Origin of the sequence: Geobacillus zalihae (genome assembly GCF_030414215.1) — a bacterium.
Classification (GTDB): domain Bacteria; phylum Bacillota; class Bacilli; order Bacillales; family Anoxybacillaceae; genus Geobacillus; species Geobacillus zalihae.
Genome location: NZ_CP129217.1, coordinates 1,733,360 through 1,759,218 on the forward strand (window position 1 = coordinate 1,733,360; position 25,859 = coordinate 1,759,218).

The following is a 25,859-nucleotide window of genomic DNA, read 5'->3' on the forward strand; positions in this document are numbered from 1 at the left end:
GCTGAAGTCAAAGGCAACTGGACGAATCCCCCTTAACAAATGTGCCCGCCAACCGCTTGGATATCTTCTTCACGTTCGACCGCCACGTCAATGGCAAGGCGCAGCCCTTCCACGATCGTCTCTAATGCCATGCTGGGCTGCCCGGGATGCCGGGCGGCTTGTTCCGGCAAATACGGAATATGGATAAATCCGCCGCGAATGGGCTTCTTCGATTGGGTGATGTAATGCATCAATCCATAAAATACATGGTTGCAGACGAACGTTCCCGCTGTATAAGAGACAGAGGCTGGTATGCCGTGACGCCTCAACGCCTCGACAATCGCTTTGACCGGCAAAGTTGACCAATAGCCGACAGGCCCGCCTGGAACAACGGGTTCGTCAATCGGCTGATGGCCTTCGTTGTCGGGAATGCGGGCATCATTGATGTTCACCGCTATCCTTTCAACGGAAATATCGGCTCTCCCTCCCGCCTGTCCGACGCAAATCACCACATCGGGATCCACTTGCATGATTGCGTCATGCAAGATGGCTAATGATTGGCCAAATACGGTTGGAATCTCCCGAACTTCAACGATATACCGATCGGTTTTCCATCCAGCTGCTTGCTTGACCGCCTCCAGCGACGGATTCACCGTTTCTCCTCCAAACGGATCAAATCCGGTCACGAGCACTTTTTTCATCGCATCTCCATCCCTTTTTGATGATGAAATTTATAAATCTATGAGTGTAATCACATACATTGCGGCGATGTTGAACGCCAACAGAATCAACGCTGTCGGCACTTGCACGCGAATCACGTGGTTTTTGTCTTTCAAATCAAGCAGGGCGGCGGGCACGATGTTGAAATTCGCCGCCATCGGCGTCATCAAGGTGCCGCAGTAGCCGGAAAACATCCCGAGGGCGGCCACATGATTCGCATCGACGCCAAATTGTTTTATCAGCAGCGGAACAGCGATCCCCGCCGTCATCACGGGAAATGCCGCAAAAGCGTTGCCCATGATCATCGTAAACAAAGCCATCCCGATGCAATAGGCCACCACAATCCAAAACAACGAATGAGTCGGAATAATGGCTTTCACCAAATTGGACACAGCCGCGCCCACCCCAGCAGTCGTAAAGATCGTCCCTAATGTCGCCAGCATCTGCGGCAAGAGAGCAGCCCAGCCGATTGTTTCCAGCAGCCTGCGCGATTCTTTAACCGCCATAAACGGCGTCGATCGAGTCATGGCCATGCTGACGAGCAAAGCAACGAACGTCGCTAGCCCGAGAGACACAAGGGTCACGTTTTTCGGATCGAAAAGAAAAGCGTTTCCAACCTTGACATTTTTCAGCCATGTCACGCCGATGACAGTCAAAACCGGAATCAACAATGCCGGAATGAACAGGCGATGTTTCAATCGATCGCGATGTTGTCTTCTCTCTTCCGGCGTCGCCTCTTGGTAGCTTCCGAGCTTCAATCCCCCGGTTCCGACAATGGCCACCATGATAAGCACAAGCACTCCGGTGTAAAACGGGGGAATGATGCTGCCGAACAGCAACGCCACGCCATAAAGCAAATAAAACAGCCCTGATGTGAAACGCTTCGGGTTTTGGCGATCGGCAAAGGTCCACAAGCTTCCCAACACAACCACAATGCCTAAAAATATGTACACCGCTTCAATGGACAGCCACATTCACTCTATCCCCTTTCCATTCTCCCGATGAAGGAGCTTGTGAAGCGAGCGGTCCAGCCGATGCAGGCGGATGCTGTGAACGATCAACGCGGCCACGGCCGTTGGGATCGCCCATAACGCCATATGCAGCGGATCAGAAGGAATGCCGTTTTGATCAAAAAATCCTTTCATCAACAAAATCGCTCCGATGGCAATGAACACATCCTCGCCAAAAAACAGCCCGATATTGTCCACCGCTGCCGAATGAGCGCGAATGTCATCCCGCACATGATCCGGCAGTTTTCCGTATTTCGCTTCCGCCGCTCCTTCTGCCATAGGAGCGACGAGCGGACGAACCATTTGAGCATGGCCGCCGATGGAAGTAAGCCCAGCCGCGGCTGCCGCTTCCCGGATGATTAAATAGACCGTCAAGATTCTCCCTGTTGTCGCCGCCTTGATTTTCGCCACGACACTCTCCGCCTGTTCCCGCAGCCCAAAGCGTTCCAAAAGGCCGATGACGGGCAATGTGGCGATGAACACCGCCATATACCGGTTGGTCGTAAACGCTGTTCCAAATTGTTCAATAATGTCATACAGCGATTGATGGGCGAGCAATCCTGTCGCCAATCCAGCCGCTGTCACGACAAGAAGTGGATTAATGCGAATAATGAAGCCGATGATGACGATCAACACTCCAATGAGCACCATGTTTCTCTTCTCCTCTCCAGTACATTTTACGGCAAATGTTAATACAAATCGTTACGTCGTTCACCGCACTCTATTTCTTAGTCGGCATCCCCCTCTCCTCCATCTGTCGTTCCATATTTCGGAACAATAGTTTCAAATTTGTTGTTATCATTATATAATTGAGAAAAGTGGAAAATCAATAAATACTTACTGAAAATTTACTTTACAAAATAAAACATCAACTTGCCCGAACCCGTCATGATACATCAAGCCCCCTCTTCGTTGCATCCCTTGCCCCTATTTTGTATCATGAATAATTAAGAGAAATTTAGCAGAAAAAGGAGTGCCCGCCATGACCAAACAACTCCCTCCCGGCCAATTTGAAACGGAAAAATGGCCGATTTTGCATGAGGGCGATGTGTACCAATTCGATGAAGCGACGTGGAATTTCCGATTGTTCGGCGATGTGAAAGAGGAAGTGTCGCTTTCGTATCAAGAAGTGATGCAGCTGCCGAAGACGGTTTCAACCATCGATATGCATTGTGTCACAACATGGTCAAAATTCGACACGACGTTTGAAGGCATCGCCTTCCGCGAGTTTTTGCGCTTTGTCGAGCTCGATCCCGACGTGAAATATGTGAAAATTTACGGATATTTAAACGGCGACCGGTTCGGCTATTCGGCAAACTTGCCGCTTGAAGCGCTGATGGGCGATGATGCCTTGTTTGTCTATCGATGGAAAGACAAGCATCACGACTGGCAGGACATCTCGCCGAAGCACGGCTATCCGCTCCGTTTCATTCCGCCGGCGACGTTTTACTTATGGAAAGGGGCGAAATGGGCGTCCGGCATCCGCTTTATGAAGGAAGATGAGCCGGGCTATTGGGAGGAGCGCGGTTATTCGATGACCGCCAATCCGTTTAAAGAGGAGCGGTTTGCTGAGTGGGTGCCGCGGATTCGCTTTTGACAAAAGCAAAAGAGGGTGTCCCAAACGCAACGGGACACCCTCTTTTACTACAAGAGGTAGGAACAAATCACTTCGGCGACACGATATATTGTATCTCTCTCAAAGAGAGACGATCTTTTGGGACAGCCTCTTTGATCATCAAGCGGCTTGGCGGGATGCCGCTTGTTTCTCAAGCCAAGCACGAAGACGCCAAAAGAGAAGCTGAAATACGATGGCCGCCATCGCTCCTTTGACGGCGTTAAACGGCAAAATCGCCGATACCACCAACGCCTTCGCTTCCGGCGCGCTCATCTGCGGAGCGCCAAGAAAAAGCGTGTACGCCGGCAAAAAGACGTAGTAGTTGAGCACGCTCATGACGAGCGCCATCGTCACTGTTCCCGCCGCCAACCCCAGCAGCAAGCCTTTTTTCGATGCGGCTTTCCCATAAATATAGGAAACCGGCAAAATAAACGCCGCCCCAGCGGTAAAGTTGGCGATTTGGCCGATCGGAACGCCGGTCGCACTGCCGACGAACACGTAGTTCAGCACGTTTTTCAAGAGTTCGACCGCCACGCCGGCGAGCGGGCCGTACAACAGCGCGGCGACAAGCGCCGGGATGTCGCTGAAGTCGACAAGCAAAAAGTTCGGAAACGGCGGCAGCGGAAAGTTGAGCATCATGAGCACATGCGCCATGGCGCCCAACACTCCGATGCCGACAAAGGCGCGGATGGAAATGCGTTTCATGTTTGTTCTCCTCCCCTTCTCGTGATTCATCCTCACAAGAAGAAGGCTGCCGCCGCGAGCGCCAACAAAAACTCCCTTAAACCGAACGAGGCTTAAGGGAGAAAAAGGGTGTGCGCAACTAGACGTTCGCATGCGCCAAAACGAACGCCGGCAAACCTTCATCTTCTCCCATCCAGACTATACTGTCGGCTCCGGACTCGCACCGGATCCTGCCTTGCGGCTCGCGGGCTGAGAGGCCAAGCGCCTCATCACCGCCGGTCGGGAATTTCACCCTGCCCCGAAGATGAATCGCTTATACATTTTTATTATTCCGATGAATTTAGTATACAATACCTCTTTTCGTTTGTCTATCATTTTTTCCCATATGTTTTATGTTTGGCGCCTACTCCGCCCACTTGTCAATTCTCCTTTGGAAGCATATCCCCCGGCTCGAGCACCGGCGGATGGACGTCCACCGTATCGGCGTATTTCAGCCCGGTTCCGGTATTTAATACGACGACCGTCTCCCCGTCGCGAATCCAACCGCTCTCGCGCAACGTTCGTGCCGCCGCAAACGCCGCCGCTCCTTCCGGGCAAATGAACGCCCCTTCGAGTTCGGCTGCCGTCCGCTGTTCAGCCAAAATCGCTTCATCGCCAATGGCAACCGCGCAACCGTCCGTCTCATACACCGCCTCAAGAACAAGAAAGTCGCCAAGCGCTTTCGGCACATTGATGCCAAACGCCACTGTATGGGCGTTCGGCCAAAACTCCGATTCCCGTTTTTTCTCCTTCCACGCCTTGACGATCGGCGCGCAATGCTCGGCCTGCACAGCGACAAGCCGCGGCATGCGGCCGTCCACCCAGCCGAGCGCCTGCAGTTCTTTGATCGCCTTGTAAATGCCGATCAACCCGACGCCGCCGCCGGTCGGATACAAAATGACATCCGGGAGTTGCCACGAGAACTGTTCGGCGATCTCCAGTCCCATCGTTTTCTTCCCTTCAATCCGGTACGGTTCTTTCAACGTCGACGCATCGTACCATCCGTATTCGCGGATCGCTTTGGCGACGATTTGCCCGGCATCGCTAATGAGGCCGTTGACTAAATACAGTTCCGCCCCAGCGATGGCGCATTCCTTTCGCGTCAGTTCCGGTGCATCAACCGGCATGACGACTGTCGCCTGAATGCCCGCCCGCGCCGCGTATAGCGACCATGCCGCGCCGGCGTTGCCGTTTGTCGGCATGGCGAGTCGTTTGACGCCCAATTCCTTTGCTTTCGAAATCCCAACCGCCGCGCCGCGGGCTTTAAACGTCCCGGTCGGAATGACGCCTTCGTCTTTCATATAGAGTGAGTCAATGCCGATATTCCGGCCAAGGCGCGGCATTCGCACAAGCGGAGTCATTCCTTCCCCTAAAGAGACAATATGTTCAGGATGTTTCACCGGCAATAGCTCATGATACCGCCATAAACTCGGTTCTCGCTCCGCAAGTGCCTCCCGCTTCACTTCTTGGCGCATCAACTCCAAATCGTACGCGACCAGAAGCGGCGAACCGCATTCGCAAAGTTGATGGATTTGGTCGACATCGTATGTACGTTCACACTTCGGACAATACAGATGAGACACGTAGCTGAATGACATGGTTTGGCTTCTCCTTTCCATTTGTTTCATCCGCACGAGGCAGGAAGCACCTACTTTCGCGTTTTGGACGAGGCACTGGCCTTTTCATTATACCATAACCGTCCTCTGCCACCGGCGCCTGTAATGGCAGCGTCCGTACGCCAACTTTGGGGCATCATAGCGCCAAGTAGGAAAGGTCCCCCCTCTTTTTTACCGTTTGAAGCCGCATATGGTAAAATAAAACGGAAACCGCCTCTTTTTTCTCACTGCATCGGCGGAATGATTCGTTGATCCAGAAAAACTTATACATAAGGAGATGAACCAATGAAACAGGAACTCATCGAACGCTTCATCTGCTACGCGAAAGTCAACACTCAATCCGACCCAAACAGCCATACGTGCCCATCGACTTCGGGACAGTGGGAGCTGGCGAGAATGCTCGTCGAAGAGCTGAAGTCGATCGGCATGGAAGATGTGACGATCGATGACAACGGCTACGTGATGGCGACGTTGCCGGCCAATACGGACAAAAACGTGCCAGTGATTGGCTTTTTGGCTCATATGGACACCGCTCCGGAGTTTACGGGAGCCAACGTCAACCCGCAAATCATCGAACAGTACGACGGCGGGGACATCGTGTTAAACAAAGAACAAGGCATCATCTTGTCGCCAAACGATTTCCCGGAGCTCGCTCACTACCAAGGGCATACGCTCATCACGACCGATGGGACGACGCTGCTTGGCGCCGATGATAAAGCCGGAATCGCCGAAATTATGACCGCGATGAACTATCTCATTCAACACCCGGAAATCAAGCACGGCAAAGTGCGCGTCGCCTTTACGCCGGATGAGGAAATTGGCCGCGGGCCGCATAAATTTGACGTTGCCAAATTCGGCGCCCAATTTGCCTACACGGTCGACGGCGGGCCGCTGGGCGAATTGGAGTATGAAAGCTTTAACGCTGCCGAAGCGAAAATCACGATCAAAGGAAAAAACGTCCATCCGGGCACAGCGAAAGGAAAAATGATCAACTCGATCAAAATCGCCATGGAGTTCGAGCAGCAGTTGCCAGCCGATGAGGCGCCTGAGCATACGGAAGGATATGAAGGGTTTTACCATTTGCTTTCGTTCCAAGGCAGTGTAGAGGAAACGAAGCTTCACTACATCATCCGCGACTTTGACCGCGAACAGTTCGAGGCTCGCAAAGCGAAAATGAAAGAGATCGCGGCTTCGCTTGCGCAAAAATATGGAAACGACCGAATCACGCTCGAAATCAACGATCAATACTACAACATGCGCGAAAAAATCGAGCCGGTGCGCCACATTGTTGACATCGCCCACGAAGCGATGACGAACTTGGGCATTGAACCAAAGGTGAAACCGATCCGCGGCGGTACAGACGGGTCGCAGCTCTCCTACATGGGGCTGCCGACGCCGAACCTTTTCGCCGGCGGCGAAAACTTCCACGGCCGCTACGAATACATTTCCGCCGACAATATGGTGAAAGCGGCCGAAGTGATCGTGGAGATCATCAAGCTGTTCGAGCAAAAAACTTCCTAAAGCCAAAAGGGAGCCGATGGTTTTCGGCATCCCTTTTTCGCTTCTAAAAACATCATAATTGTTCCGCCTATTGCAGTTTTGTGATCCGCCCTTCGATTTGTGCCGAAAACGGCTGTGACAACTGGCGGATGTAAGTGACAAGTGCATCCAAATCGACCGGGCCGACCTCGCGGTTTGTCCCATGCGTCAACACCGTGAACCCATCGCCGCCGTCGGCGAGAAAGCTGTTGACCGTCACCGTGTACTCGGCGTCCGGTTTTAGCGGTGTCCCATCAGGAAGCTGAATGTCAATGACTTTTTCTCCGACCGGCCTGCTGGCGCTCCATGTATAGCGGAGGCCGGAGATTTGCAGCATGCGCGTTTGGGTTGGCTGCCATTGTTGATTCAAAAGCTGGCGGATTTGCGCGCCGGTGAGCGTCATTTTCACGAGCTGGTTGTTGAACGGCTGAACGTTGTACAATTCGCCCCACGTCACTTCGCCTTGTTCAATATCGGCGCGAATGCCGCCCGGGTTCATAAAGGCAAAATCGGTTTTCATCGCCGCCCGCTGGGCATCGGCGATCAAATTGCCCAAGGCGGACTCGCCGCTTTCGTTTTGTTCATCGGTGATCGTTTCGGCTGCTGTGCCGACGACTTGATTGACAAGCGGCGCCACTTTCGCTTCATATTTTTCGACGAGGGCACGGATTTCCGGGTCCGGAGTGATGCCGTCATGATAGGTCGTCACGATCTCCGCTTTTTTGGCGACGACGTCTTTCGTGCGCGGGTCGATTTTCAAATCGACATCAGAAAACGCCGTGCCGTACGAATACGACTGAACGAGCAGCTTGCCGTCCACAACCGCATTTAAATAGGCATGGTTATGACCGGCGAAAATCACATCGACTTCATCATCGACATTTTTGGCGATATCGACAATTTCCCCGCTTGCGTTTGTCCCATCCGGATTGGATACGCCTGGGTTATGGGCGAGAACGACGATCGTTTGCACTCCTTTTTTCTTCAGTTCCCGGACCGCTTTGTTAATCGCTGTTGCTTCATCGATGAACTTGACTCCCGCGACGCCGCTTGGCGTCACAATCGTTGGTGTTTCCGTGAGCGTGACGCCGATCAATCCGATCGGCATGCCGTTGACCCGCTTAATCACATATGGCGGGAGAATCGGCTTTCCTGTTTGCGCATCAACGACGTTGGCGCTCACGTACGGAAAATCTGCTCCGGCGAAATCGCCGGTCGCCGGGTGATATCCGCCATGGATCAAGCGGAGCATTTCCGCTACTCCTTCATCAAACTCATGGTTGCCAAGGGTGCCGACGTCAAAGCCGAGCTTATTGAGCACTTCGATCGTCGGCTCGTCCTGCAGCAACGCCGATACCGGCGGGCTGGCGCCAACCGCATCGCCGGCATGGACGAGCAGCGTATTTTTGTTTTCCGCCTCCCGCTGTTTCAAATAAGCGGCCAAATAATCAGCCCGTCCGACTTCCCGCCCGCCGACTTTTCTCGTCACATTCAACTGACCGTGGAAGTCGTTAATGCCTAACAGCTGCACCTCAATATAACGGTGCGAGGAAGCAGGCGGCTTCCCCTTGCTTTTCCCGTTCCCTGCCGCCCCAACTGGAACTGCGGCCAGCACCGCTGCAGCAGCCAATGCGGATAGCACCCGTCTTCCCCATCGTTTGGAATTCTTCATTCCCGGTTCCCCTTTCTCTCGCCTTCTCGTTCACTCCCATTATATCCTTGCGAGTCCATACAATGATAGAGAAGAAAGGATGATTTTTCGTAAATATTTTGTAAATTCACAACTGACTGTTGAGAACAACAGAAACAAAAAAAGACCGCCCGATAGAGTCTGTTGATCGGACAGTCTTTCCCTTTTAGCTCGGTGGACAGCCAGCGTCATTCGGCGCTATGCCACGCGAAACGGCCATGAACGTCAAGCCCTTCTCCTTGTTAGATCGTCTCCTTCCCGCGCACGCCGTTGATCGAATAGCTCGCTGTAATGGCGGCATTTAACGAATGGGAAACGGAACAATATTTTTCTTTTGACAACCGAATGGCGCGGACGACCTTGTCTTCCGGCAAATCGCCTTCGAGCGCGTAATGAATATGAATCTCTGTAAACCGCTTTGGGTGGTCATCGGCGCGCGTTCCTTCGACTTCCATCGAAAACGCGCGGACATCAAGCCGCATTTTCCGCAAGATCAAAACGATGTCAATGCCGGTGCAGCCGGCTAAGGCGTGAAGCAAAAGCTCCATCGGCCGAGCGCCTGAATCGTTGCCGCCGACGTCTTTGGCCGCGTCGATCGGAATGGTGACACCGGAAGCGCTTTGGCCGCTGAATGACATGTTTCCGTTCCATACAACCGTCGTTTTCATCATGGTCGCTCCTTTCTCATCGGTCCGGGGTCGGACGGACGTTCCGACAGCCCGTTTCTTCTTTTCAGTTTAGCGGCTATGTCCTTGAAATGCAAAATTCCTGTCTACCGTTTTCGCTCATGCATGTTAAAATAGAAACATGCACAAACTTGTTGAGTAAAGGGTGTTTGATTCGATGACCGCACTCATTTTGCTTCTTGCTTATCTTCTCGGCTCGATTCCGTTTGGCCTTCTTGTCGGGAAAATCGGCTACGGGATCGACATCCGCGAACATGGAAGCGGCAATCTTGGGGGAACAAACACGTTCCGCGTGCTTGGGGCGAAAGCGGGAACGATCGTCATTGTCGGCGATATGCTAAAAGGGACGCTGGCGGCGAGCTTGCCGATGCTTTTTTCCGTCCCCGTGCATCCGCTTTTGGCCGGGGCGGTGGCAGTTGTCGGCCATATGTATCCGGTGTTCGCCAAGTTCCGCGGCGGCAAGGCGGTGGCGACATCGGGCGGGGTGATGCTGTTTTATTCGCCGTTGTTCTTTTTGTCGCTCATCGCCGTGTTTCTTGTCGTCTTGGCTGTTTCACGCTACGTCTCCCTGTCATCGATGGCTGCGGCGCTGTATGCGGTCGTGTACACCGTCTTTTTCACTGACGACATTCCATTGACGGTGGCAGTGTTGTTGCTGGCTTCGTTTATCTTTTATCGTCATCGTGCCAACATCAAGCGCATCTTGAACAAAACGGAGCCAAAAGTGAAATGGCCAGGCAAACGCTCATGACGACGGACGGAGAAAGGAGTTTGTTGCGTTGAGATTGCCGGAAGCATTTGTCGCGAAAATGAAGAAGCTGCTTGATGAAGAAGCAGACGAGTTTTTCGCTGTTTATGAAAACGAAAAAATCAACGGCTTGCGCGTCAATCCGTTGAAAACCGACCCGGGCGCATGGGCAAAAACGGCGCCCTTTTCCCTTTCCCCGGTGCCGTTTTGCCCGACCGGGTTTTATTATGAGCCGGACCAACAGCCGGGAAAGCATCCGTACCATGCGGCCGGCCTGTATTACATTCAAGAACCGAGCGCGATGGCGGTCGCCGAAGCGCTGCGTCCCGCCCCTGGGGAGACAGTGCTCGACTTGTGCGCCGCCCCTGGCGGGAAAACGACCCAGCTTGGAGCGATGATGGAAAACAAAGGGCTGCTTGTCGCCAACGAAATCCACCCGAAACGGGTCAAAGCGCTCGCAGAGAACGTCGAACGGTTCGGCTTGACGAACACCGTTGTCGTCAATGAAACTCCCGAGGCGCTTGCCGAGCGGTTTCCGGGCTTTTTTGACAAAATTTTAGTCGACGCCCCCTGTTCCGGCGAAGGCATGTTTCGCAAGGATGAAGAGGCCGCTTCGTTTTGGAGCCCGGCTTATGTGGAAGAATGTGCGGCCAGACAGCGGCGCATTTTGGAAAGCGCCTATGCGATGCTGAAAGAAGGCGGCATTCTCGTCTATTCCACGTGCACGTTCTCTCCGGAGGAAAACGAGCAAACGATTGAATGGCTGCTTGAGGCGCACGATGACTTGCGGCTGTTGCCGATCGCCAAAGCGGGAGGGCTTGAGCCAGGGCGGCCGGAATGGACGAAAACCAATCGATCCGATCTCGTCCACGCCGCCCGCCTTTGGCCGCACCGTCTGAAAGGGGAAGGGCATTTTGTCGCCAAGCTGCAAAAGCAGCGCTCCACCCCGCCTTGGCAGGGGCGACGGGCAAAAGCGAACGCGCCAAAAGCCGCGATCCGCCTGTATCGCCAGTTTGAACAAGAGGCATTGTGGACAGAGCGAGACGGCACGTTCGTGTCATTTGGCGCCCATTTGACTGTGTTGCCCGAGCGTTGCCCGGATTTGTCCGGTTTGAAAATCGTCCGCGCCGGGTTGCACTTAGGGGATGTGAAAAAAGAGCGGTTTGAGCCGAACCATGCCCTTGCCTTGGCGCTGCGGACAGAGGAAGCGAAACATGTGCTTGACCTATCGAGCGCAAGCCGCGAAATCGTCCAATATTGGCGCGGCGAGACGCTTTCCACCGGCGGCGACCGCGGTTGGCTGCTTGTGGCCGTGGATGGATTTCCGTTCGCCTGGGGGAAAGAAGTGAAAGGAACGGTGAAAAACTTTTATCCAAAAGGGCTGCGCCTCGTCTAAAACGTCGGAAAAGCAGATGGCAAAGGAGCTCCCAATCGCAAAAAAGGGGCTGACCCAAAACGCGGGTGCGTTTTAGGTCAGCCCTTTTTTACTGGTGCTGCTTCGTCGGAATTGTTAAGGTAAACACGATCTCATCGGCGGCTAAATCGATTTTTTTTGCCGCCACTTGATAGCCGTTGCCAAAGCGAATGTCCGTGAGCGCGACGTAGACGCGGGTGTGCTCCGGGTCAATCGCCACTTCATCCGGCAGCGGGGCGTGCTTTTGCAAGTAGCGAAGCACATACGTCACTGGCAGCTTCCAGTCGCCGAGCGAAATCGTCGGCTCCGTGAGCTCGACATTCCCTCCTTTGATTACTTTGGGCACAAACGAGACGACAAGTTCGACCGAGCGGCCTAAAATGGGGATTTCGCTTGAAACATAGACGCGATCGGCGAGCCAAACGCGGTATTGCAGCGGATGGCCTTTCGTTTTTTCTGCCAAATAGTCGTTCATGACGGCGTTCAAATGCTCCTTCTTCGAGTATACTGTAAACGAAGCTCCCTCCACATTTGGGCGCGCCGGCCGCTTCACCGGTGAAGTGGGTTCGAACAGCCAGGCGACAGTCCAAACAAGAACCGCGGCGTTGACAGCCGCCAACATCCAAAACGCTCGTTTCCAATTCATTGCAATAAGCTCCCTACCCACCACTCTTTTTGTTGATCTAACGCTTCATGCACTCGCATGGCCATCTGTTCGTATCCTGCGGCATTCGGATGAAATTCGTCGCGATGAAGCAATTCGTCGCGGTCGATGAAGATGTCTTGAATATCAACGAAAATCGTTCGGTCATAACGGGAAAGCACCGCCTGGCTTGCCTTGTTCCACTCGGTAATGACATCATTGATTTCCGGAATATTCGGCAACGTCGTGGAAAACGGATTGTATAGACCCACAAGCACAATGACCGCATCCGGATTGATCGTGCGAAGCGAGATCAATAGATGATCCAGTCGGTCGGCAAATATTTCCGTGGCTTGCTGAAACCGCTGGCGCGACAAGTCTAAAAAGTGCGAGCGGACGACATTCATCACATCGTTGCCGCCAATGGTGATCAAGATCATATCAGCCCGCCCGAGCTCCGCTTGATGGGCGTGAATGACTGGTTCCAATTCAGCGATGCGCCGGCCGCGTTTCCCGAAATTCGCTACGGTGACTGTCCGCACCCCGTCTTCTGCCGAAAGGAGCGGGACAAGGCGGCCGACATACCCGCCTTTCCTTTCGCCGTCCCCCACTCCTTCCGTCAACGAATCGCCTAAAGCGACCAAATGTATATCTTTCGGAAGCGGCTTTGCTTCCGTCTGCTTGACGGCGGCTTCATGCGGGCGCTCCGGCTTTCCGCCCGCCGAAAGCGACACGCATCCGGCGAGCAGCCAGCAGCACAACAACCATCCCCACCGTCTCATTGTTTGACACCTGCCTTTTGCCGCAACAAGGGGAAAGACGAAAAGAAGGCAAAAAGGCGGTAGCCGTTTTTGCCTCATTGCGACGACTGCACGATTTTGATATGCTCTAAAATTGTTTCGTATGGCACATCTTGCACGCCGCTGTACGTCTGAACCACTTTTCCGTCTGGCCCGACCAAATAAAAACTGGTGCCATGCACGACTTGGTCGTCATTGGCCGGCTTTTGCACGATCGTTTTAAAGCTTTTTTGCGCCAACTCGCTGATCTCGGCCGGGCTGTATCCAGTCAGCAAATGCCAGTTTGCTAGATCATCTGTAAATTGCTTCGCATACGCCGCCAGTTTTTCCGGCGTGTCGACTTCCGGGTCGACGCTGAAGGAGACAAACTCGACATCCAGTCCTTCTTTCTTTGCCATTTGCTTTAGCTTGGCCATATGGGCCGTCATCGGCGGACAAACCGTTTCGCAATTTGTAAAAATAAAATCGGCGACCCACACTTTTCCTTTCAAGTCGCGAAGTCCAAACGGCTGACCAGACTGATCGACAAACGTAAAGTCCTCAACCGGCCAGTTTTTGGCGTCCGGAATCGTTTTTCCGCACGCCGCCAGCAAAAGAACAACGAGAAAAAGTGCGATTCGTTTCCACATCGATAGGTCCTTCCTTTTCGACCAAAATATGTTGATGCCGCCAATAACGGCGTTTATTCATCAAGCGGCGCTTCCTCGGCGTAGTACATGAGCGCCAGCGCCCCGGGACCGGTGTGAATGGAAATGACCGGCGTTGTTTCAACGATGTCAATCGGCGAATAGCCGATGATGTCTGTCACCGCTTCCTTGAGCCGCTCCGCCCACCGAGGAGCATCGGCATGGGCGATGGCGATTTTCTCTACCCGTTTGGCCCCTTGTTCCTCGACAAGACGGCCCGCCAAATGGGACACCGCTTGCGAAAAGCTGCGAACCTGGGCAACCGGCGTATACAGCCCGTCAACCAGAGCGGCGATCGGCTTAATACGCAAAAGCGAACCGATGAGCGCTTTGCCGCGGCCGATGCGGCCGCCTTTCACCAAATGCTCAAGCGTATCAAGCACAACATACAGCCGCGTGCAACGGCGTATTTCGTCAAGCCGCCGGATGATATCGGCGACGCTTCTGCCCGCCTTGGCCAAACGTGCTGCTTCGAGCACTTGAAACCCCAACGCACAGGAAATAAATTGTGAATCCACGACGGTGACCGCTGCCTCTGTCAAAGCGGCCGCATGTTCAGCCGCACGGACCGTACCGCTCAGCTCGCCAGCCATATGGATCGACACAATCTCGCTGCCGTCCGCTCCGAGCCGGTCGTAAACGGCGAGAAATTCTCCCACCGATGACTGCGAACTTTTCGGCAGTTCGCGCGCCGCTTTCATTTTCGCCATAAATTGTTCCGGGGTGATCGTCACCCGGTCGATAAACGCCTCCCCATCCACTGTCAAATGAAGCGGAACGACTTCAACGCCGTGCTCGGCAAGCACCGCCGCCGGCACATCGACCGTTGAGTCGGTTACAATTTTGATTGATTTCATTCGTTCACTCCTAATACTGATGATCTCGTTTCCATTATATAATGAAACCGGCGAAAATCCCACCAAAAAAAAGTTGTTTTGCCGCCAAGGGCAAAACAACAACAGTCATGCATTATGCTTTAACGCCGTTTCTTTAAAGATCTGTTCATATACAGGCCATTTCAGCACTTTCTTCAAATGTTCGCGGAACGAATACACAGAACGGCTCGTTCTCGATCGGTACACCTTTGCAATAAACGCCTCCAAGCGCAGTTGGATCATGAATCGGTATGTGTTCTCTTCCTCCAATACAGGAATTTCGATAATCTTGACCTTCTGTCCATATGCGTTTTTGAACTCGAGGCTTTTGAATAGCAAAATATCAATCCTCTTTTTCACCGATTTACTTTTATTATACACCAATCCGGTGAAAAAGTATGTCGGAATGCGGCGAATTTGTTCCGACTTTTTTCGTCAAATCAATAGATGGAACAAGTTCGGGTCTTTGTTGACCTCTTGGAACGGGAAGCCTTTTTTCTTCATCCGCTCGATGAGCGGCGCGTAGTCTTCGCGCCGTTTCAGCTCGATGCCCACAAGCGCCGGTCCGCTTTCTTTGTTGTTTTTCTTCGTGTATTCAAACCGGGTGATGTCATCCGTCGGCCCAAGCACTTCATCCAAAAACTCACGCAACGCCCCAGCCCGCTGCGGGAAGTTGACGATGAAATAGTGCTGCAGTCCTTCGTAAATCATCGAGCGCTCCTTGATTTCCTGCATCCGGTCAATGTCGTTGTTGCCGCCGCTCACCACGCAAACGACCGTCTTGCCGCGGATTTGTTCCTTGTAAAAATCAAGCGCAGCGATCGGCAGCGCCCCTGCCGGTTCAGCGACAATGGCGTTTTCGTTGTACAGCTCCAAAATCGTCGTGCATACTTTTCCTTCTGGAACGACGACGATGTCATCAAGCACCCCGCGGCATAAGGCGAATGTCTTTTCCCCGACCGTCTTGACGGCAGCGCCGTCAACGAACTTGTCGATTTCATCGAGCGTCACCACATGTCCGTGCTCGAGCGCCGCTTTCATCGATGGGGCGCCGGCCGGCTCAACCCCGATGACTTTGGTGGACGGAGAAATGCTTTTCACATACGTCCCTAGTCCGGCCATCAATCCTCCGCCGCCGATGCTGGCGAACAAAAAGTCGATCGGTTCATCGCAGTCGTTGAGCACCTCGACGCCAATCGTCCCCTGTCCGGCGATGACGTATTCATCATCAAACGGATGGATGAACGTCCGCCCTTCCGCCTCGGCGCACTTCACCGCTTCGTTGTAGGAATCGTCAAACGTGTCGCCGACAAGCACGATCTCGACCATGTCTTTGCCAAACAGCTGCACTTGCGACACTTTTTGCCGAGGCGTCGTCGCCGGCATATAAATTTTCCCATGCACGCCAAGCGCCCGGCATGAATAGGCCACCCCTTGGGCATGGTTGCCGGCGCTGGCGCATACCACCCCGTTTCTCCGCTCCTCATCGGTTAAATGCTTCATCCGGTTGTACGCCCCGCGCAGCTTAAACGAACGCACGACTTGCAAATCCTCGCGCTTTAAGTAGACATTGCACTCGTAGCGTTCGGATAACAGCGGATTTTTTTGCAGCGGCGTATGGAAAACAACATCCTTCAGCGTATGATACGCGATCAAAATGTCCTCGACGTATACTGCCCCTTGCTTCCGTTTCAGCTGTTGTTCCATGTTCTCGTTCCCTTTCTTTTCTAAGTTGTCTTTGATTTGTAGATTATATCACAAATTCGCAAAAAGAAAAGGGAATTTTCGAAAAGTTTTATGAGGATGAAGGGAAGCGGGCTCGTGAACATCGCGATGGCCCCGCTTTACCGGATACTGGACGCTTCCGCCGGCCGGATTCACGCTTTTGGCCTGACGCCATCCGATGAGCGTCATCCTTCCTGCTCGAAACCTCTCCCTAGCCGTCCTGCCAGACGGCAACACGGCGAATTGTGCAGCATATGTACGGCGAACTACTTCTTCATGCGCAAGCGGACAGAAAAAACGACCGGCGCTATGCCCGGTCGTCCTCTTTTTTGAACTCTTCTTCCTCGGCAAATTCCGTCGCCCATCTTCCTTCATCATACCAGCGGTGCGCTTCTTCTCTTCTTGCTTCTTCGTGCACATGGTTTTCCATATACAAATGGAAAAACGCTTCAACCGCCCCGATCGCCAAGGAGCTGAAAAACGCGCCGTATGCCATGTTGACGGACGGGGCAATGAGGGCAAAGCTGACCGGCCAAATAAGCAAAAAGGAAAGCGGCACGTCAAGAGCGGCAGCGACAAAATGGCCGACGCGCGGCAACACGAACAGATCGCCGATCATATAAGAAACAAGCGCCGTCACGATCGTCATGAGTGAAATCAAGGAAAGCGGGGCATCGAAGATCGTAAACATCGAAAACAAGACGACGCTCCAAGCAGCGAGCTTGACGACAAACGGAACGATATGTTTCATCGTCTTCCTCCATTTCCATTGTGGTTCTATTGATTATCGTTCCTTTTTCGCCCCGCTTCTATGCAGAAACACGTTTTCAAAATGTTCCGATCTCAAACAAAAAGACGCCCCGTTTTTGGGGGCGTCTTCGCAAATGTTTCGTACGCCAACGACAAACGCATATCCATGCCCGTGTCCCATCTATTTCGCCTTTTTCCGCTCATAAATGATAAAGGCGTGTTCATACGGATTCTTTTCATCTTTTCCTCCTGGCGTATAGGAAACGATTTCCCATTCATCGTCAGAAATGGGCGGATAAAACGTATCGCCGGGGAAGGAAGCAAAAATTTTTGTCACATACAGCCGGTCGACAATCGGCATCGTCGCCCGAAACAGTTCGGCCCCGCCGATGATAAACACTTCATCAGCGCGCGATGCGATCCATTGCTTGACTTCCTCGAGCGAATGAAGCACAAGGCAGCCTTCCGGGCGAAACGAGCGGTTGCGCGTGACAACGACGTTATCGCGGCCGGGAAGCGGCCGGCCGATCGCTTCAAACGTTTTGCGCCCCATCACGATGGCATGGCCCATTGTCACCCGTTTAAAATACACCAAATCGGCCGGCAAATGCCAAGGCAAGCGGTTGTCTTTGCCGATCACCCGGTTTTCATCCATTGCCACAATGTGCGAAATCATCGCGTCCTCTCCTTTACACAGCCACCGGTGCTTTAATCGTCGGATGCGGGTTGTAGCCGACAATTTCAAAATCGTCGTATTCGTAATCGAAAATGGACGGCGGCTTCCGTTTGATCACGAGCTTCGGCAGCGGGCGCGGCTCGCGCGTCAGCTGCAGTTTCGCCTGTTCGAGATGGTTTTTGTACAAATGGACGTCGCCGCCGGTGAAAATGAGTTCGCCGACATCGAGGTCGCACTGCTGGGCGATCATATGCGTCAACAACGCGTAGCTGGCAATGTTAAACGGCAGCCCTAAAAACGTATCAACGGAGCGCTGCTGCCACATGCACGACAACCGACCGTTCGCAACATAAAACTGAAAGGCATAATGGCACGGCGGCAGCTTCATCTCGTCCAATTCCGCTACGTTCCAAGCGCTCACAAGCAGCCGGCGTGAATTCGGATTTCGTTTGATCTCCTCGACGACCCACGCGATCTGGTCGATTGTTTTCCCGTCCGCCCCTTTCCATGAGCGCCATTGCGCGCCGTAAATCGGGCCGAGATCGCCGTTTTCGTCCGCCCACTCGTCCCAAATCGTCACGCCATTCTCCTGCAAATAGCGGACGTTCGTATCGCCTTTTAAAAACCAAAGCAGTTCATAAATGATGGAGCGGATATGCAATTTTTTCGTTGTCACGAGCGGAAATCCATCTTGCAAGTTGAAGCGGAGCTGGCGGCCGAACACCGACAGCGTGCCGACGCCCGTGCGGTCTTCTTTTTCGACGCCGTTTTCCAAAATATCCTCCAAAAGCTGCAAATATTGCCGCAATGTTCTCACCTCACGCTCTATCATACCATAAAGCAACGCATGGTGAACCACTTGTCCATAAAAAAACGAGCCTTTTACGAGGCCCGTTCCGCCAATCCACGGATCAACGCATATGTTCTCGGCGCTGCCGCCCGCAACGTTTGCCGCGTCTTGTCGCTTGCATAATAATAGGCAAACGACTCAGCAAAATACTCTTCCGGATAAGTCAAAAAATAATATTCGCCAGGAAAGAGCCGCGGCGCCTCCTCCCGCCAAATCGCTTGAAATTCGTCCGTTTCATGAATGCGGTCAAATACGATGTAATCGAGCGAATGAGCAAACTCATGCAGCTCCAAATTGACCGAGCCATGCCCTTTTCCTTTTTCGCTATGGCCGAGGCGGACAAGCACTAAATGCGCCCCGCCGATGCCCGGCACGTCATCCCATGTTTTCGAACCCGGCATATAACCGCGCGGCGTTTTTCCGCGCAAATGGCGGGCCGTCGGCTCATCGGTGATCGGGCCGGTCAACAGTTGGATGTAAATATGGTGGTCCGCCGCCTGCTCTAAAATCGTGCGATCAATGTGGGCGAGCGTCCGGATCATTTCATTCGCTTCAGAGGCGGAAAACTCCGTCTCCGGCACGATGATGATGCGGCCAAGCACATCATGAGACGGAACACCCCTAAGGCCAAGGCTGCTTTCTTCAAGCAGCACGCCATGGGCAGCCGGATACGGCGAGAACGACAGAAGCGGAATGGCGAACAGCGCCGCCAACAAACTAGTGAACAGCCGTTTCATCGTGGTTCCCCCGCTTCTTTCAATCTATGAAAATCATATCATAGAACGAAGCGGGAAAAAACGCGCAAAATCAGGAAAGAACCGCAGGCGATTATGTACGCCAGTTCGGCGGCGTATTTTTTGACCAGTAGATTTTCCCGAGTTCATGATGGGCTTGAAACCCATCATCGCATGTATGATAGTGAAACTGAAACCAATATCCGTCTTGCGGCGGATGCTCGCGGCGGACGTGAAAGCGGATCAAATCCTCTCCCGTATCCGCCCGATACAAATGAAAAATGCGCTCCCCTTGCCCGCCGGACGGATTTTCCGAAACAGCCAAATAGCGGAGCTCCTCTTCCGGATAACGATCGGCAAGCTCGGCGATCACTTCTTCCATGCGCGGCAAAATGACGGCGCGAAACTCATCTTCAATGACCGGAGCGATTTTGCGGCCGAATTTTTCATGGGACTGGGCAACGGCCTTTTCCATCGTCCGCTCAATGAATTGAGCTCGCGTCAACGAAACCGCTTCCTCGGCACGACTTGTTGGACTGTGCTGCCAGTCGGAAGACGATGCATCATCTGACGGCGGCTCTTTGGCCGCGAGCAGCGAAGCGGGCGGTGTGACGAGTCCAAACGTGCAGACGGTAATGGCGGCAACAAGCGTTTTTCGAAGCCAAGACGGCAGCTTCATCGCCTTCACCTCCCGCTACCGCCGTCAGCGGCCAAAGACGCGAACAAGCCGGTCGCTTTTAATTTGGCGACCGCCCGGCGCAACACTTCTTCCGGCTGGACAAGGGCGATGCGCACATACCCTTCGCCGCTCGGCCCAAACGCGTGCCCAGGCGTCACAACGACGCCGGCTTGGTCGATGAGCGCCTTCGCAAACGAAAGCGACGTCCATCCGTCCGGAATTTTCGCCCACACGAACATGCCGGCTTGCGGACGGTCAACCGTCCAACCGATGTCAGCGAGTCCATCCACGAGCACATCGCGGCGCGCCTGATACATCATGCGGCTCTGGGCGCAAAAGCCGGCGCCATGGCGGAGCACTTCCGCGGCCGCTTTTTGCAGCGGCCAAAAAATTCCGTAATCCAAATTGGACTTGAACTCGGCAAACGCACGAATCACCTCGGCATTTCCGCACAAGTAGCCGACCCGGCAGCCGGCCATGTTGTAGCTTTTTGACAACGAATTGATCTCCACGCCAACGTCCTTTGCGCCTGGAACAGAAAGAAAACTCACCGGTTTGTTTCCGTCATAATACAGCTCGCCGTAAGCAAAATCGGAAACAACGAGGATATCGTACCGCTTCGCAAACTCGACCACTTCGCGATAAAATGATTCTGTCGCTACAGCTGGAACCGGATTTCCAGGGAAGTTGATAAACATGATCGTCGTCCGTTTGGCGATGTCCTCCGGGATCGCACGCAAATCCGGCAAAAAGCGGTTTTCCTCCCTCAGCGGCAGAAAATACGGCATCGCTTCCGCCATCGCCACCCCCGCCGCATACGCCGGGTACCCGGGATCCGGCAATAAAATGACATCCCCCCGGTCAGCGAACACCATCGGCAAATGAACGAGCCCGTCTTGTGACCCGATGACGTACGTCACTTCCGTCTCTGGATCGAGCACGACGCCATGCGCCGTCCGATAATAATCGGCGACCGCTTCATGAAACTCGCGAATGCCCTTTAATGTGTAGCCGTACGCATTCGGCTCGTTGGCGTAGCGGGCGATCGCCTCACGCACAAACGGCGCCGGGGGCAAATCCGGGCTGCCAACGCTCAAGTCGATCCACTCGTCATGAAGGTGGCGCTGCTTTTGACGATACGCCGTCAACTCGGCGAAAATCGATGCCGAAAACGCGTTCATTCGTTTCGCTTTTTTCATTTCGTCTTCCTCTCCCTTGACAAGACCAAAACTGCATTTTCTTTTTGCTTTTGTTGGTATATACTTTTATCATAGTTCCGAAAGAAGACACCCGCTTCAACCGCGTGAAGGTCGCAGCCCAGCGATCAGCGGCAAATGGATGTCGGTTGGCGTCAGCCAAAACACATGATAAAATCAAGGTATATCATGTTCTTTGTGAACTGGATATAGGGGGTTGCATGGAGAATATCCAATGCGAAAACCAAGCAAAGCCTTCCATGCGTAAAATATCCAAGGCGCGAAAGAACTCCGAATCGTCGGATGCCTAGGGTTGGGACGACCCGAAGTCACGCTCAGGGAGACGAAAGAATGCTTTCGTCGTGGAACTGAGAAGCTCCCACTTCAAGCAAAGCGAAGTGGGGGTAGTTCACATGAATAGTGTATCATAGATTCTCAGTGAAAATATAGACAGAAAGGCGGGAAAAATGAAACATGAACACGATCTTTTTTGCGGCCAGCCTCATTACATTGCTTTACTTTATTTATAGTTGTATCGCCAACGCCTAAACGCTCTTGGCGATCCATCCAGCTCCCTTGGCATTCTGTTGGATGCGAAGGGAGTTTGCGCATGAAAACGACAAAAGGAGCCCCGCATCGGGAGCTCCTTTTTAATCGATTTTTGTTTTTTTGCGGGCAGAGTCAAGCTCGAAGGCGCCTGTCTCCGTCTCCGTCGTGCCTTGCCCTCGAACATCTGGGGCGCTGACGCCCGTTTTCGAACGGTCTTTTTTCCGCTTCGGCACGCCGATCACCTCCGCCCTTATCGTTCCCCGGCGCCGGCAGCGGTATGCAAGGCCGGGGAAGGCGTTGGGCATCAACCGCAATATTTGTCAAACGCAGCCAAAATATTTTCCATCACGTCCTCCATCGAGTGAAACTCGATGTCTTCGCGCGGGATAAAATGAACAACTTCTTTTCCTTTTAAAAGCGCCATCGACGGCGAGGACGGCGCATAGCCGACAAAGTACTCGCGCATTTTCGCCGTCGCTTCTTTGTCTTGGCCGGCGAATACCGTCACGAGATGATCCGGCTTTTTCTCGCTCCTAAGCACCGCCTGCGTCGCCGCGGGGCGCGCCAATCCAGCGGCGCAGCCGCACACTGAGTTGACAAAGACAAACGTCGTTCCTTCCACTTGTTCCATAAACTGCTCGACTTCTTCGCTCGTGCGCAATTCGCGAAAGCCGGCGCGGACGAGTTCATCCCGCATCGGCTGCACGAGTTGGCGCATATAGTCTTCGTAAGCCATTGACATTGCCCTCATCCCTCCACATTCATCATCGCTGCGCTATCAGCATACTATATTTTCGTTTGAAAAATCAATGAAGAGAACCGTCCACGGCCGCATGTCTCTAAACGGCATCATTCAGAACAAACGGGGCTAAACGCACCCGTTTGGCCGCCATCAAACGAGCGATTTCGTTTCGCTTTCTATCAACCGCCGCGGCCATTGTCAGCGACCAAACATATACTATGCCATCGATGGCCATGAAAGGAGCGTGCACATGGGATACATTGAAGAACTGCGAAAAATCATTGGAACCCGGCCGATCATCTTGGCGGGAGCCGGGGTCGCTGTCACCGATGAATGCGGGCGGATTTTATTGCAGAAACGCCGCGACGGCTTATGGGGACTGCCCGGCGGTTTGTTGGAGTTGGGGGAGTCCGCAGAAGAAGCAGCCCGGCGGGAAGTGTGGGAAGAAACAGGGCTGGAAATCGGCAAACTGGAACTAGTCGATGTGTTTTCTGGAAAAAAATATTTTGTTCGGCTGCCTAATGGAGATCAATATTACCCAGTCACTGTTGTTTATCTCACCCGTGATATCCGCGGTGGAGAACTGAAAGAAGACGGGGAAGAATCGCTGGAAGTGAAATTCTTCCCTTTTCATGAATTGCCAAACGAACTCTCTCCTCTTGTTAAAGATTTTATCGAACAATATTTCAGGGGATGACGAGCCAAGCCTTGGAGCTCTCTCCAAGGCTTCACCATTGTTGAAAACACTCTTTTCTAAGAACCAAATCCGCAGCTGGAGGGGCAAAAAATTTAGAAGCCCATTTTAATGGTAATAAATTGAAGAATAATCGGCGCACCTTTTGGCGGCGGCTCGGCTGTTTTCAACGTCAGTTTCCCCTTTTCCACCTCATACAGTTTTTCCGGTTGCAGCACCCCATTAATAAACAAGTTGATCCATGATACATGTTTCGGATCTAAAATACCGCGGTCGCCGTACTCTCTCAGTTCATCGCCGTCTGTATAGACGGTTTTCACTCCGTCTGATATGGTGTTATACTGGTACGTTTCCGCCTGCAAGACACGCGGAGGGAAGTGGAGCGCCACACGGAGGGGAATGGTCAGTACAGCATGGGTCCAATCGTATACTTTGGAAGCAGCAATCACATGTTTTGCTGTTGAAGATGTCCGTTTCATTCGTTTGCTCACCCAAACACACCATATTGTTTCGTGATCATTTCACTCCGCAAGATATTTTGCATTAGTATATTCACCTCCCATCTTCAAAGTGAATAGCAAACAAAATGGCAGGTTAATGAACGGTAGTAAAAAATCACTATATTCCACTTAATTCCGTCTATTATAACAGGATCATAAAACGACCAAATTCGTTTAAAATGTTTGTTTCATAATTCAAATTCACTGGTAAAACAGGCTGGTATAGCAGGGCAAAAACATCATTTTTCTCCCATTACGGCAATCGCCGAGCCATCCTCTGTAATTAATCCATACAATAAAATGAACCTATGGCACCGGCTGATTGCCAACAGAGTTCCAGATACTAAAAAGAACGGATGATAATTGGCTCAGCTTCGGGGCCACAGCATGTTAAACACAAAATGGAGAAGGGGAGATTGTATGGCTTTGCAATTAATTAAATTGTTTGTCGCCGCTACTACCACGACAGAGGTTGCACCAGACGTCGCAAGATTTTTTTACATCACAACAGCTGAAACAGCAGAAGGAGCAACCTTAACGATCGACGCAGCCAGCTTTTTGCAAGACGACGGCAGCCAAGCGACACAGCTGCCAGCATTGGCAACTAACAATAGCTACTTTAACGTGTACATTAACGGCGTTTTGCAAATGGAAGGGATATCGACGTACACCCCAGGAGCTACCGGCGTCGGGTCACTGTCCATTACCGTCCCGACCGGAAGCGGCTCGATTCCAGCTAACACCCCGGTTGTGCTCGAAATTGTCCAATTCGCTCCAAGCTCCAACACTACTGTGACGACGTAACAGCCGTACTCTTTTCGATCATAAAAACAGGCGCACCGATGGGCGCGCCTGGTTTACTGTTCTGTTTCGTTTTCTTTCTTCCGGCTCTCCGTCATTTGCTTCCACACAGACCCTTTCGCTTCTTCGCCGCCTTCGATCCGTTCAATGGCCATTTTCACTTGCAAGCTCACTTCAAACTCCGGATCGTTTTCCGCCGCTTTCAACGCCGGCAGCGCCGATTCGTCGCCGACTTCGTACAAAAACATGGCCGCGCGCCAACGGACGAGCTTGCTTTCGTCCTTTAGCGCTTCGATCATGGCCGGAATGGCCTCCGGATCGCCGATGTCGGACAAACAGTCGCCGGCGGTGCGGCGGACAGCGACAGCAGGATCTTTTAACGCTTCATACAAATACGGAAGCACCTTTTTGCCGCCGATCATGCCGAGATACGCCGTCGCCAGGCGGCGAATCGCCATTTTTTCATCCTTGAGCGCCTTGGCCAACACCGGGATATCGTCCTCGGTCGGCTCGGCCATCTGTTCGAGCGCGGCATACCGTTTGCGCCAATCCGGGTCATCGAGCATCTCGCTCGTCACTTTGAGGCTTGGACGCTTTTGCACCGTTTTTTCCTGCTCGCCGCGGCGGAACATGTTGACGATCCGCTCCAGCCGCTCGGGCGGATAGGCTGCCGACAGCTCATCGACTATTTCGCGGCCGATTTCCTCAAACGTGCCGTAGCGCACTCCTTTTTCGACCCATTTGCGCTCAAGCACAACATTTCCTGCGTATTTTTGCGCCTCAATGACCGCGTCCATAAACGGTTTCGGCAACCCGACGCGGTGTTCGCGCTCCCCATCGACAAGCTTCACTTGCATCGGCAGACCGTACAGCATTTGCACGAACACTTTCACTTCGCCGAAATGTTCGTTTCCTTTCGGCTTTGTCTCGGCGCCGTCATCCACTTTCTCGCCGAACACTTCGCGCACTTTCGCCAAAATGTCGCGCCAGTCGTATTTCGGATGGCGTTCAATAGCCAAAAAATCAGCGACATGGTAAATGCCTTTCACTCCGTCAATGCGCATCAATGCTTGAATAAGCGGCGGCGCTTCGCCAATGTTGTCCGGTTTGTAGTTATGGCGCGTGCCGGAAGGCAATTCTTCATCAAGCAATATTTTCATCGTGTTCGGGCTTGGCGTCGGCTCAATCGCTTGAATGCGCAAGCGTTACCCCTCCTTGC

29 protein-coding genes and 1 riboswitch are annotated in these 25,859 nt (G+C 52.9%); of the genes, 6 read left to right on the top strand and 23 right to left on the bottom strand.

Going from position 1 to position 25,859, the window contains the following annotated elements:
• Positions 1-32: 32 nt before the first annotated feature.
• From pcp to QWV57_RS08860, 3 genes are read right to left on the bottom strand one after another with little or no spacing between them, the layout of a single operon-like run.
• Complete coding sequence (gene pcp, locus QWV57_RS08850) at positions 33-680, bottom strand: pyroglutamyl-peptidase I (protein WP_020755911.1); 648 nt, start codon at positions 678-680, stop codon at positions 33-35.
• A 30-nt stretch (positions 681-710) separates the two neighbouring features.
• Positions 711-1,673: a DUF979 domain-containing protein gene (locus QWV57_RS08855; protein WP_020755910.1), complete on the bottom strand. Its 963-nt coding sequence runs from the start codon at positions 1,671-1,673 to the stop codon at positions 711-713.
• The gene (locus QWV57_RS08860; protein ID WP_129446767.1) at positions 1,674-2,360 is read right to left on the bottom strand and encodes a DUF969 domain-containing protein; all 687 of its coding nucleotides are present in this window, start codon (positions 2,358-2,360) and stop codon (positions 1,674-1,676) included.
• A 331-nt stretch (positions 2,361-2,691) separates the two neighbouring features.
• Between QWV57_RS08860 and QWV57_RS08865 the strand changes: the two genes are divergently transcribed.
• On the top strand, positions 2,692-3,306 hold the full coding sequence (locus tag QWV57_RS08865; RefSeq protein ID WP_013523784.1) for a sulfite oxidase-like oxidoreductase: 615 nt from the start codon (positions 2,692-2,694) through the stop codon (positions 3,304-3,306).
• Between the two features lie 138 nt (positions 3,307-3,444).
• Here the strand turns inward: QWV57_RS08865 and QWV57_RS08870 are convergent, their stop codons facing one another.
• Positions 3,445-4,029, bottom strand: a complete 585-nt coding sequence (locus tag QWV57_RS08870; RefSeq protein ID WP_015374883.1) for an ECF transporter S component — start codon at positions 4,027-4,029, stop codon at positions 3,445-3,447.
• Between the two features lie 156 nt (positions 4,030-4,185).
• Positions 4,186-4,318: riboswitch (FMN riboswitch) on the bottom strand.
• A 109-nt stretch (positions 4,319-4,427) separates the two neighbouring features.
• Positions 4,428-5,645: a threonine synthase gene (locus QWV57_RS08875; protein WP_015374884.1), complete on the bottom strand. Its 1,218-nt coding sequence runs from the start codon at positions 5,643-5,645 to the stop codon at positions 4,428-4,430.
• Between the two features lie 303 nt (positions 5,646-5,948).
• Between QWV57_RS08875 and pepT the strand changes: the two genes are divergently transcribed.
• Positions 5,949-7,184, top strand: coding sequence for a peptidase T (gene pepT, locus QWV57_RS08880; RefSeq protein WP_015374885.1), 1,236 nt, complete (start codon positions 5,949-5,951; stop codon positions 7,182-7,184).
• 67 nt (positions 7,185-7,251) lie between these two features.
• On the opposite strand, the gene QWV57_RS08885 is transcribed toward pepT, so the two are convergent.
• Both QWV57_RS08885 and QWV57_RS08890 read right to left on the bottom strand, forming a co-directional pair.
• Positions 7,252-8,874: a bifunctional metallophosphatase/5'-nucleotidase gene (locus QWV57_RS08885; RefSeq protein ID WP_020755904.1), complete on the bottom strand. Its 1,623-nt coding sequence runs from the start codon at positions 8,872-8,874 to the stop codon at positions 7,252-7,254.
• Between the two features lie 260 nt (positions 8,875-9,134).
• The gene (locus QWV57_RS08890; protein ID WP_015374887.1) at positions 9,135-9,560 is read right to left on the bottom strand and encodes an OsmC family protein; all 426 of its coding nucleotides are present in this window, start codon (positions 9,558-9,560) and stop codon (positions 9,135-9,137) included.
• A 175-nt stretch (positions 9,561-9,735) separates the two neighbouring features.
• Between QWV57_RS08890 and plsY the strand changes: the two genes are divergently transcribed.
• Both plsY and QWV57_RS08900 read left to right on the top strand, forming a co-directional pair.
• On the top strand, positions 9,736-10,329 hold the full coding sequence (gene plsY, locus QWV57_RS08895) for a glycerol-3-phosphate 1-O-acyltransferase PlsY (RefSeq protein ID WP_015374888.1): 594 nt from the start codon (positions 9,736-9,738) through the stop codon (positions 10,327-10,329).
• A gap of 28 nt (positions 10,330-10,357) precedes the next feature.
• Positions 10,358-11,722 carry an RsmF rRNA methyltransferase first C-terminal domain-containing protein gene (locus tag QWV57_RS08900; protein ID WP_020755900.1) on the top strand — a complete coding sequence of 455 codons (1,365 nt, stop codon included), beginning with the start codon at positions 10,358-10,360 and terminating at the stop codon, positions 11,720-11,722.
• Between the two features lie 88 nt (positions 11,723-11,810).
• Here the strand turns inward: QWV57_RS08900 and QWV57_RS08905 are convergent, their stop codons facing one another.
• The 14 genes from QWV57_RS08905 to QWV57_RS08970 all read right to left on the bottom strand — a co-directional run bounded on the left by QWV57_RS08905 (position 11,811) and on the right by QWV57_RS08970 (position 22,645).
• Complete coding sequence (locus tag QWV57_RS08905) at positions 11,811-12,386, bottom strand: YpmS family protein (protein ID WP_011231260.1); 576 nt, start codon at positions 12,384-12,386, stop codon at positions 11,811-11,813.
• Positions 12,383-13,165, bottom strand: a complete 783-nt coding sequence (locus QWV57_RS08910) for an SGNH/GDSL hydrolase family protein (protein WP_011231261.1) — start codon at positions 13,163-13,165, stop codon at positions 12,383-12,385. Before QWV57_RS08910 ends, QWV57_RS08905 begins: the two co-directional genes overlap by 4 nt.
• A gap of 74 nt (positions 13,166-13,239) precedes the next feature.
• A complete protein-coding gene (locus QWV57_RS08915) occupies positions 13,240-13,812 on the bottom strand; it encodes an SCO family protein (protein WP_011231262.1) in 573 nt (190 codons plus the stop codon).
• 53 nt (positions 13,813-13,865) lie between these two features.
• Positions 13,866-14,726 (bottom strand): DegV family protein, encoded by an 861-nt coding sequence (locus QWV57_RS08920; RefSeq protein ID WP_020755896.1) that lies wholly within the window; start codon positions 14,724-14,726, stop codon positions 13,866-13,868.
• 105 nt (positions 14,727-14,831) lie between these two features.
• Positions 14,832-15,083: a YpmP family protein gene (locus QWV57_RS08925; protein WP_015374891.1), complete on the bottom strand. Its 252-nt coding sequence runs from the start codon at positions 15,081-15,083 to the stop codon at positions 14,832-14,834.
• Positions 15,084-15,179: 96 nt separating this feature from the next.
• On the bottom strand, positions 15,180-16,451 hold the full coding sequence (ilvA, locus tag QWV57_RS08930; RefSeq protein ID WP_015374892.1) for a threonine ammonia-lyase IlvA: 1,272 nt from the start codon (positions 16,449-16,451) through the stop codon (positions 15,180-15,182).
• Positions 16,452-16,776: 325 nt separating this feature from the next.
• Positions 16,777-17,220, bottom strand: coding sequence for a YndM family protein (locus tag QWV57_RS08935; protein WP_020755891.1), 444 nt, complete (start codon positions 17,218-17,220; stop codon positions 16,777-16,779).
• 180 nt (positions 17,221-17,400) lie between these two features.
• Positions 17,401-17,895, bottom strand: a complete 495-nt coding sequence (locus QWV57_RS08940) for a dihydrofolate reductase (RefSeq protein WP_060788082.1) — start codon at positions 17,893-17,895, stop codon at positions 17,401-17,403.
• A 13-nt stretch (positions 17,896-17,908) separates the two neighbouring features.
• Positions 17,909-18,703, bottom strand: coding sequence for a thymidylate synthase (thyA, locus tag QWV57_RS08945; RefSeq protein WP_011231268.1), 795 nt, complete (start codon positions 18,701-18,703; stop codon positions 17,909-17,911).
• 74 nt (positions 18,704-18,777) lie between these two features.
• Positions 18,778-19,482 carry an anthrax toxin lethal factor-related metalloendopeptidase gene (locus QWV57_RS08950; RefSeq protein WP_129446765.1) on the bottom strand — a complete coding sequence of 235 codons (705 nt, stop codon included), beginning with the start codon at positions 19,480-19,482 and terminating at the stop codon, positions 18,778-18,780.
• 91 nt (positions 19,483-19,573) lie between these two features.
• Positions 19,574-20,152 carry a YpjP family protein gene (locus tag QWV57_RS08955; protein WP_173346448.1) on the bottom strand — a complete coding sequence of 193 codons (579 nt, stop codon included), beginning with the start codon at positions 20,150-20,152 and terminating at the stop codon, positions 19,574-19,576.
• An 11-nt stretch (positions 20,153-20,163) separates the two neighbouring features.
• A complete protein-coding gene (locus QWV57_RS08960) occupies positions 20,164-21,357 on the bottom strand; it encodes an LL-diaminopimelate aminotransferase (RefSeq protein ID WP_060788084.1) in 1,194 nt (397 codons plus the stop codon).
• 647 nt (positions 21,358-22,004) lie between these two features.
• Entirely contained in the window at positions 22,005-22,136 is a 132-nt protein-coding gene (locus tag QWV57_RS08965) for a YuzL family protein (RefSeq protein WP_011231272.1), read from the bottom strand.
• A 71-nt stretch (positions 22,137-22,207) separates the two neighbouring features.
• Positions 22,208-22,645 (bottom strand): BrxA/BrxB family bacilliredoxin, encoded by a 438-nt coding sequence (locus QWV57_RS08970; protein ID WP_060788085.1) that lies wholly within the window; start codon positions 22,643-22,645, stop codon positions 22,208-22,210.
• 250 nt (positions 22,646-22,895) lie between these two features.
• Between QWV57_RS08970 and QWV57_RS08975 the strand changes: the two genes are divergently transcribed.
• Positions 22,896-23,342: an NUDIX hydrolase gene (locus tag QWV57_RS08975; protein ID WP_011231274.1), complete on the top strand. Its 447-nt coding sequence runs from the start codon at positions 22,896-22,898 to the stop codon at positions 23,340-23,342.
• 92 nt (positions 23,343-23,434) lie between these two features.
• Here the strand turns inward: QWV57_RS08975 and QWV57_RS08980 are convergent, their stop codons facing one another.
• Positions 23,435-23,818 (bottom strand): DUF4183 domain-containing protein, encoded by a 384-nt coding sequence (locus tag QWV57_RS08980; protein WP_015374894.1) that lies wholly within the window; start codon positions 23,816-23,818, stop codon positions 23,435-23,437.
• Positions 23,819-24,259: 441 nt separating this feature from the next.
• On the opposite strand from QWV57_RS08980, the gene QWV57_RS08985 reads away from it, so the two are divergent.
• A complete protein-coding gene (locus QWV57_RS08985; RefSeq protein ID WP_011231275.1) occupies positions 24,260-24,643 on the top strand; it encodes a DUF4183 domain-containing protein in 384 nt (127 codons plus the stop codon).
• Positions 24,644-24,696: 53 nt separating this feature from the next.
• On the opposite strand, the gene QWV57_RS08990 is transcribed toward QWV57_RS08985, so the two are convergent.
• Positions 24,697-25,842: a conserved virulence factor C family protein gene (locus tag QWV57_RS08990; protein WP_020755877.1), complete on the bottom strand. Its 1,146-nt coding sequence runs from the start codon at positions 25,840-25,842 to the stop codon at positions 24,697-24,699.
• Between the last annotated feature and the right edge of the window lie 17 nt (positions 25,843-25,859).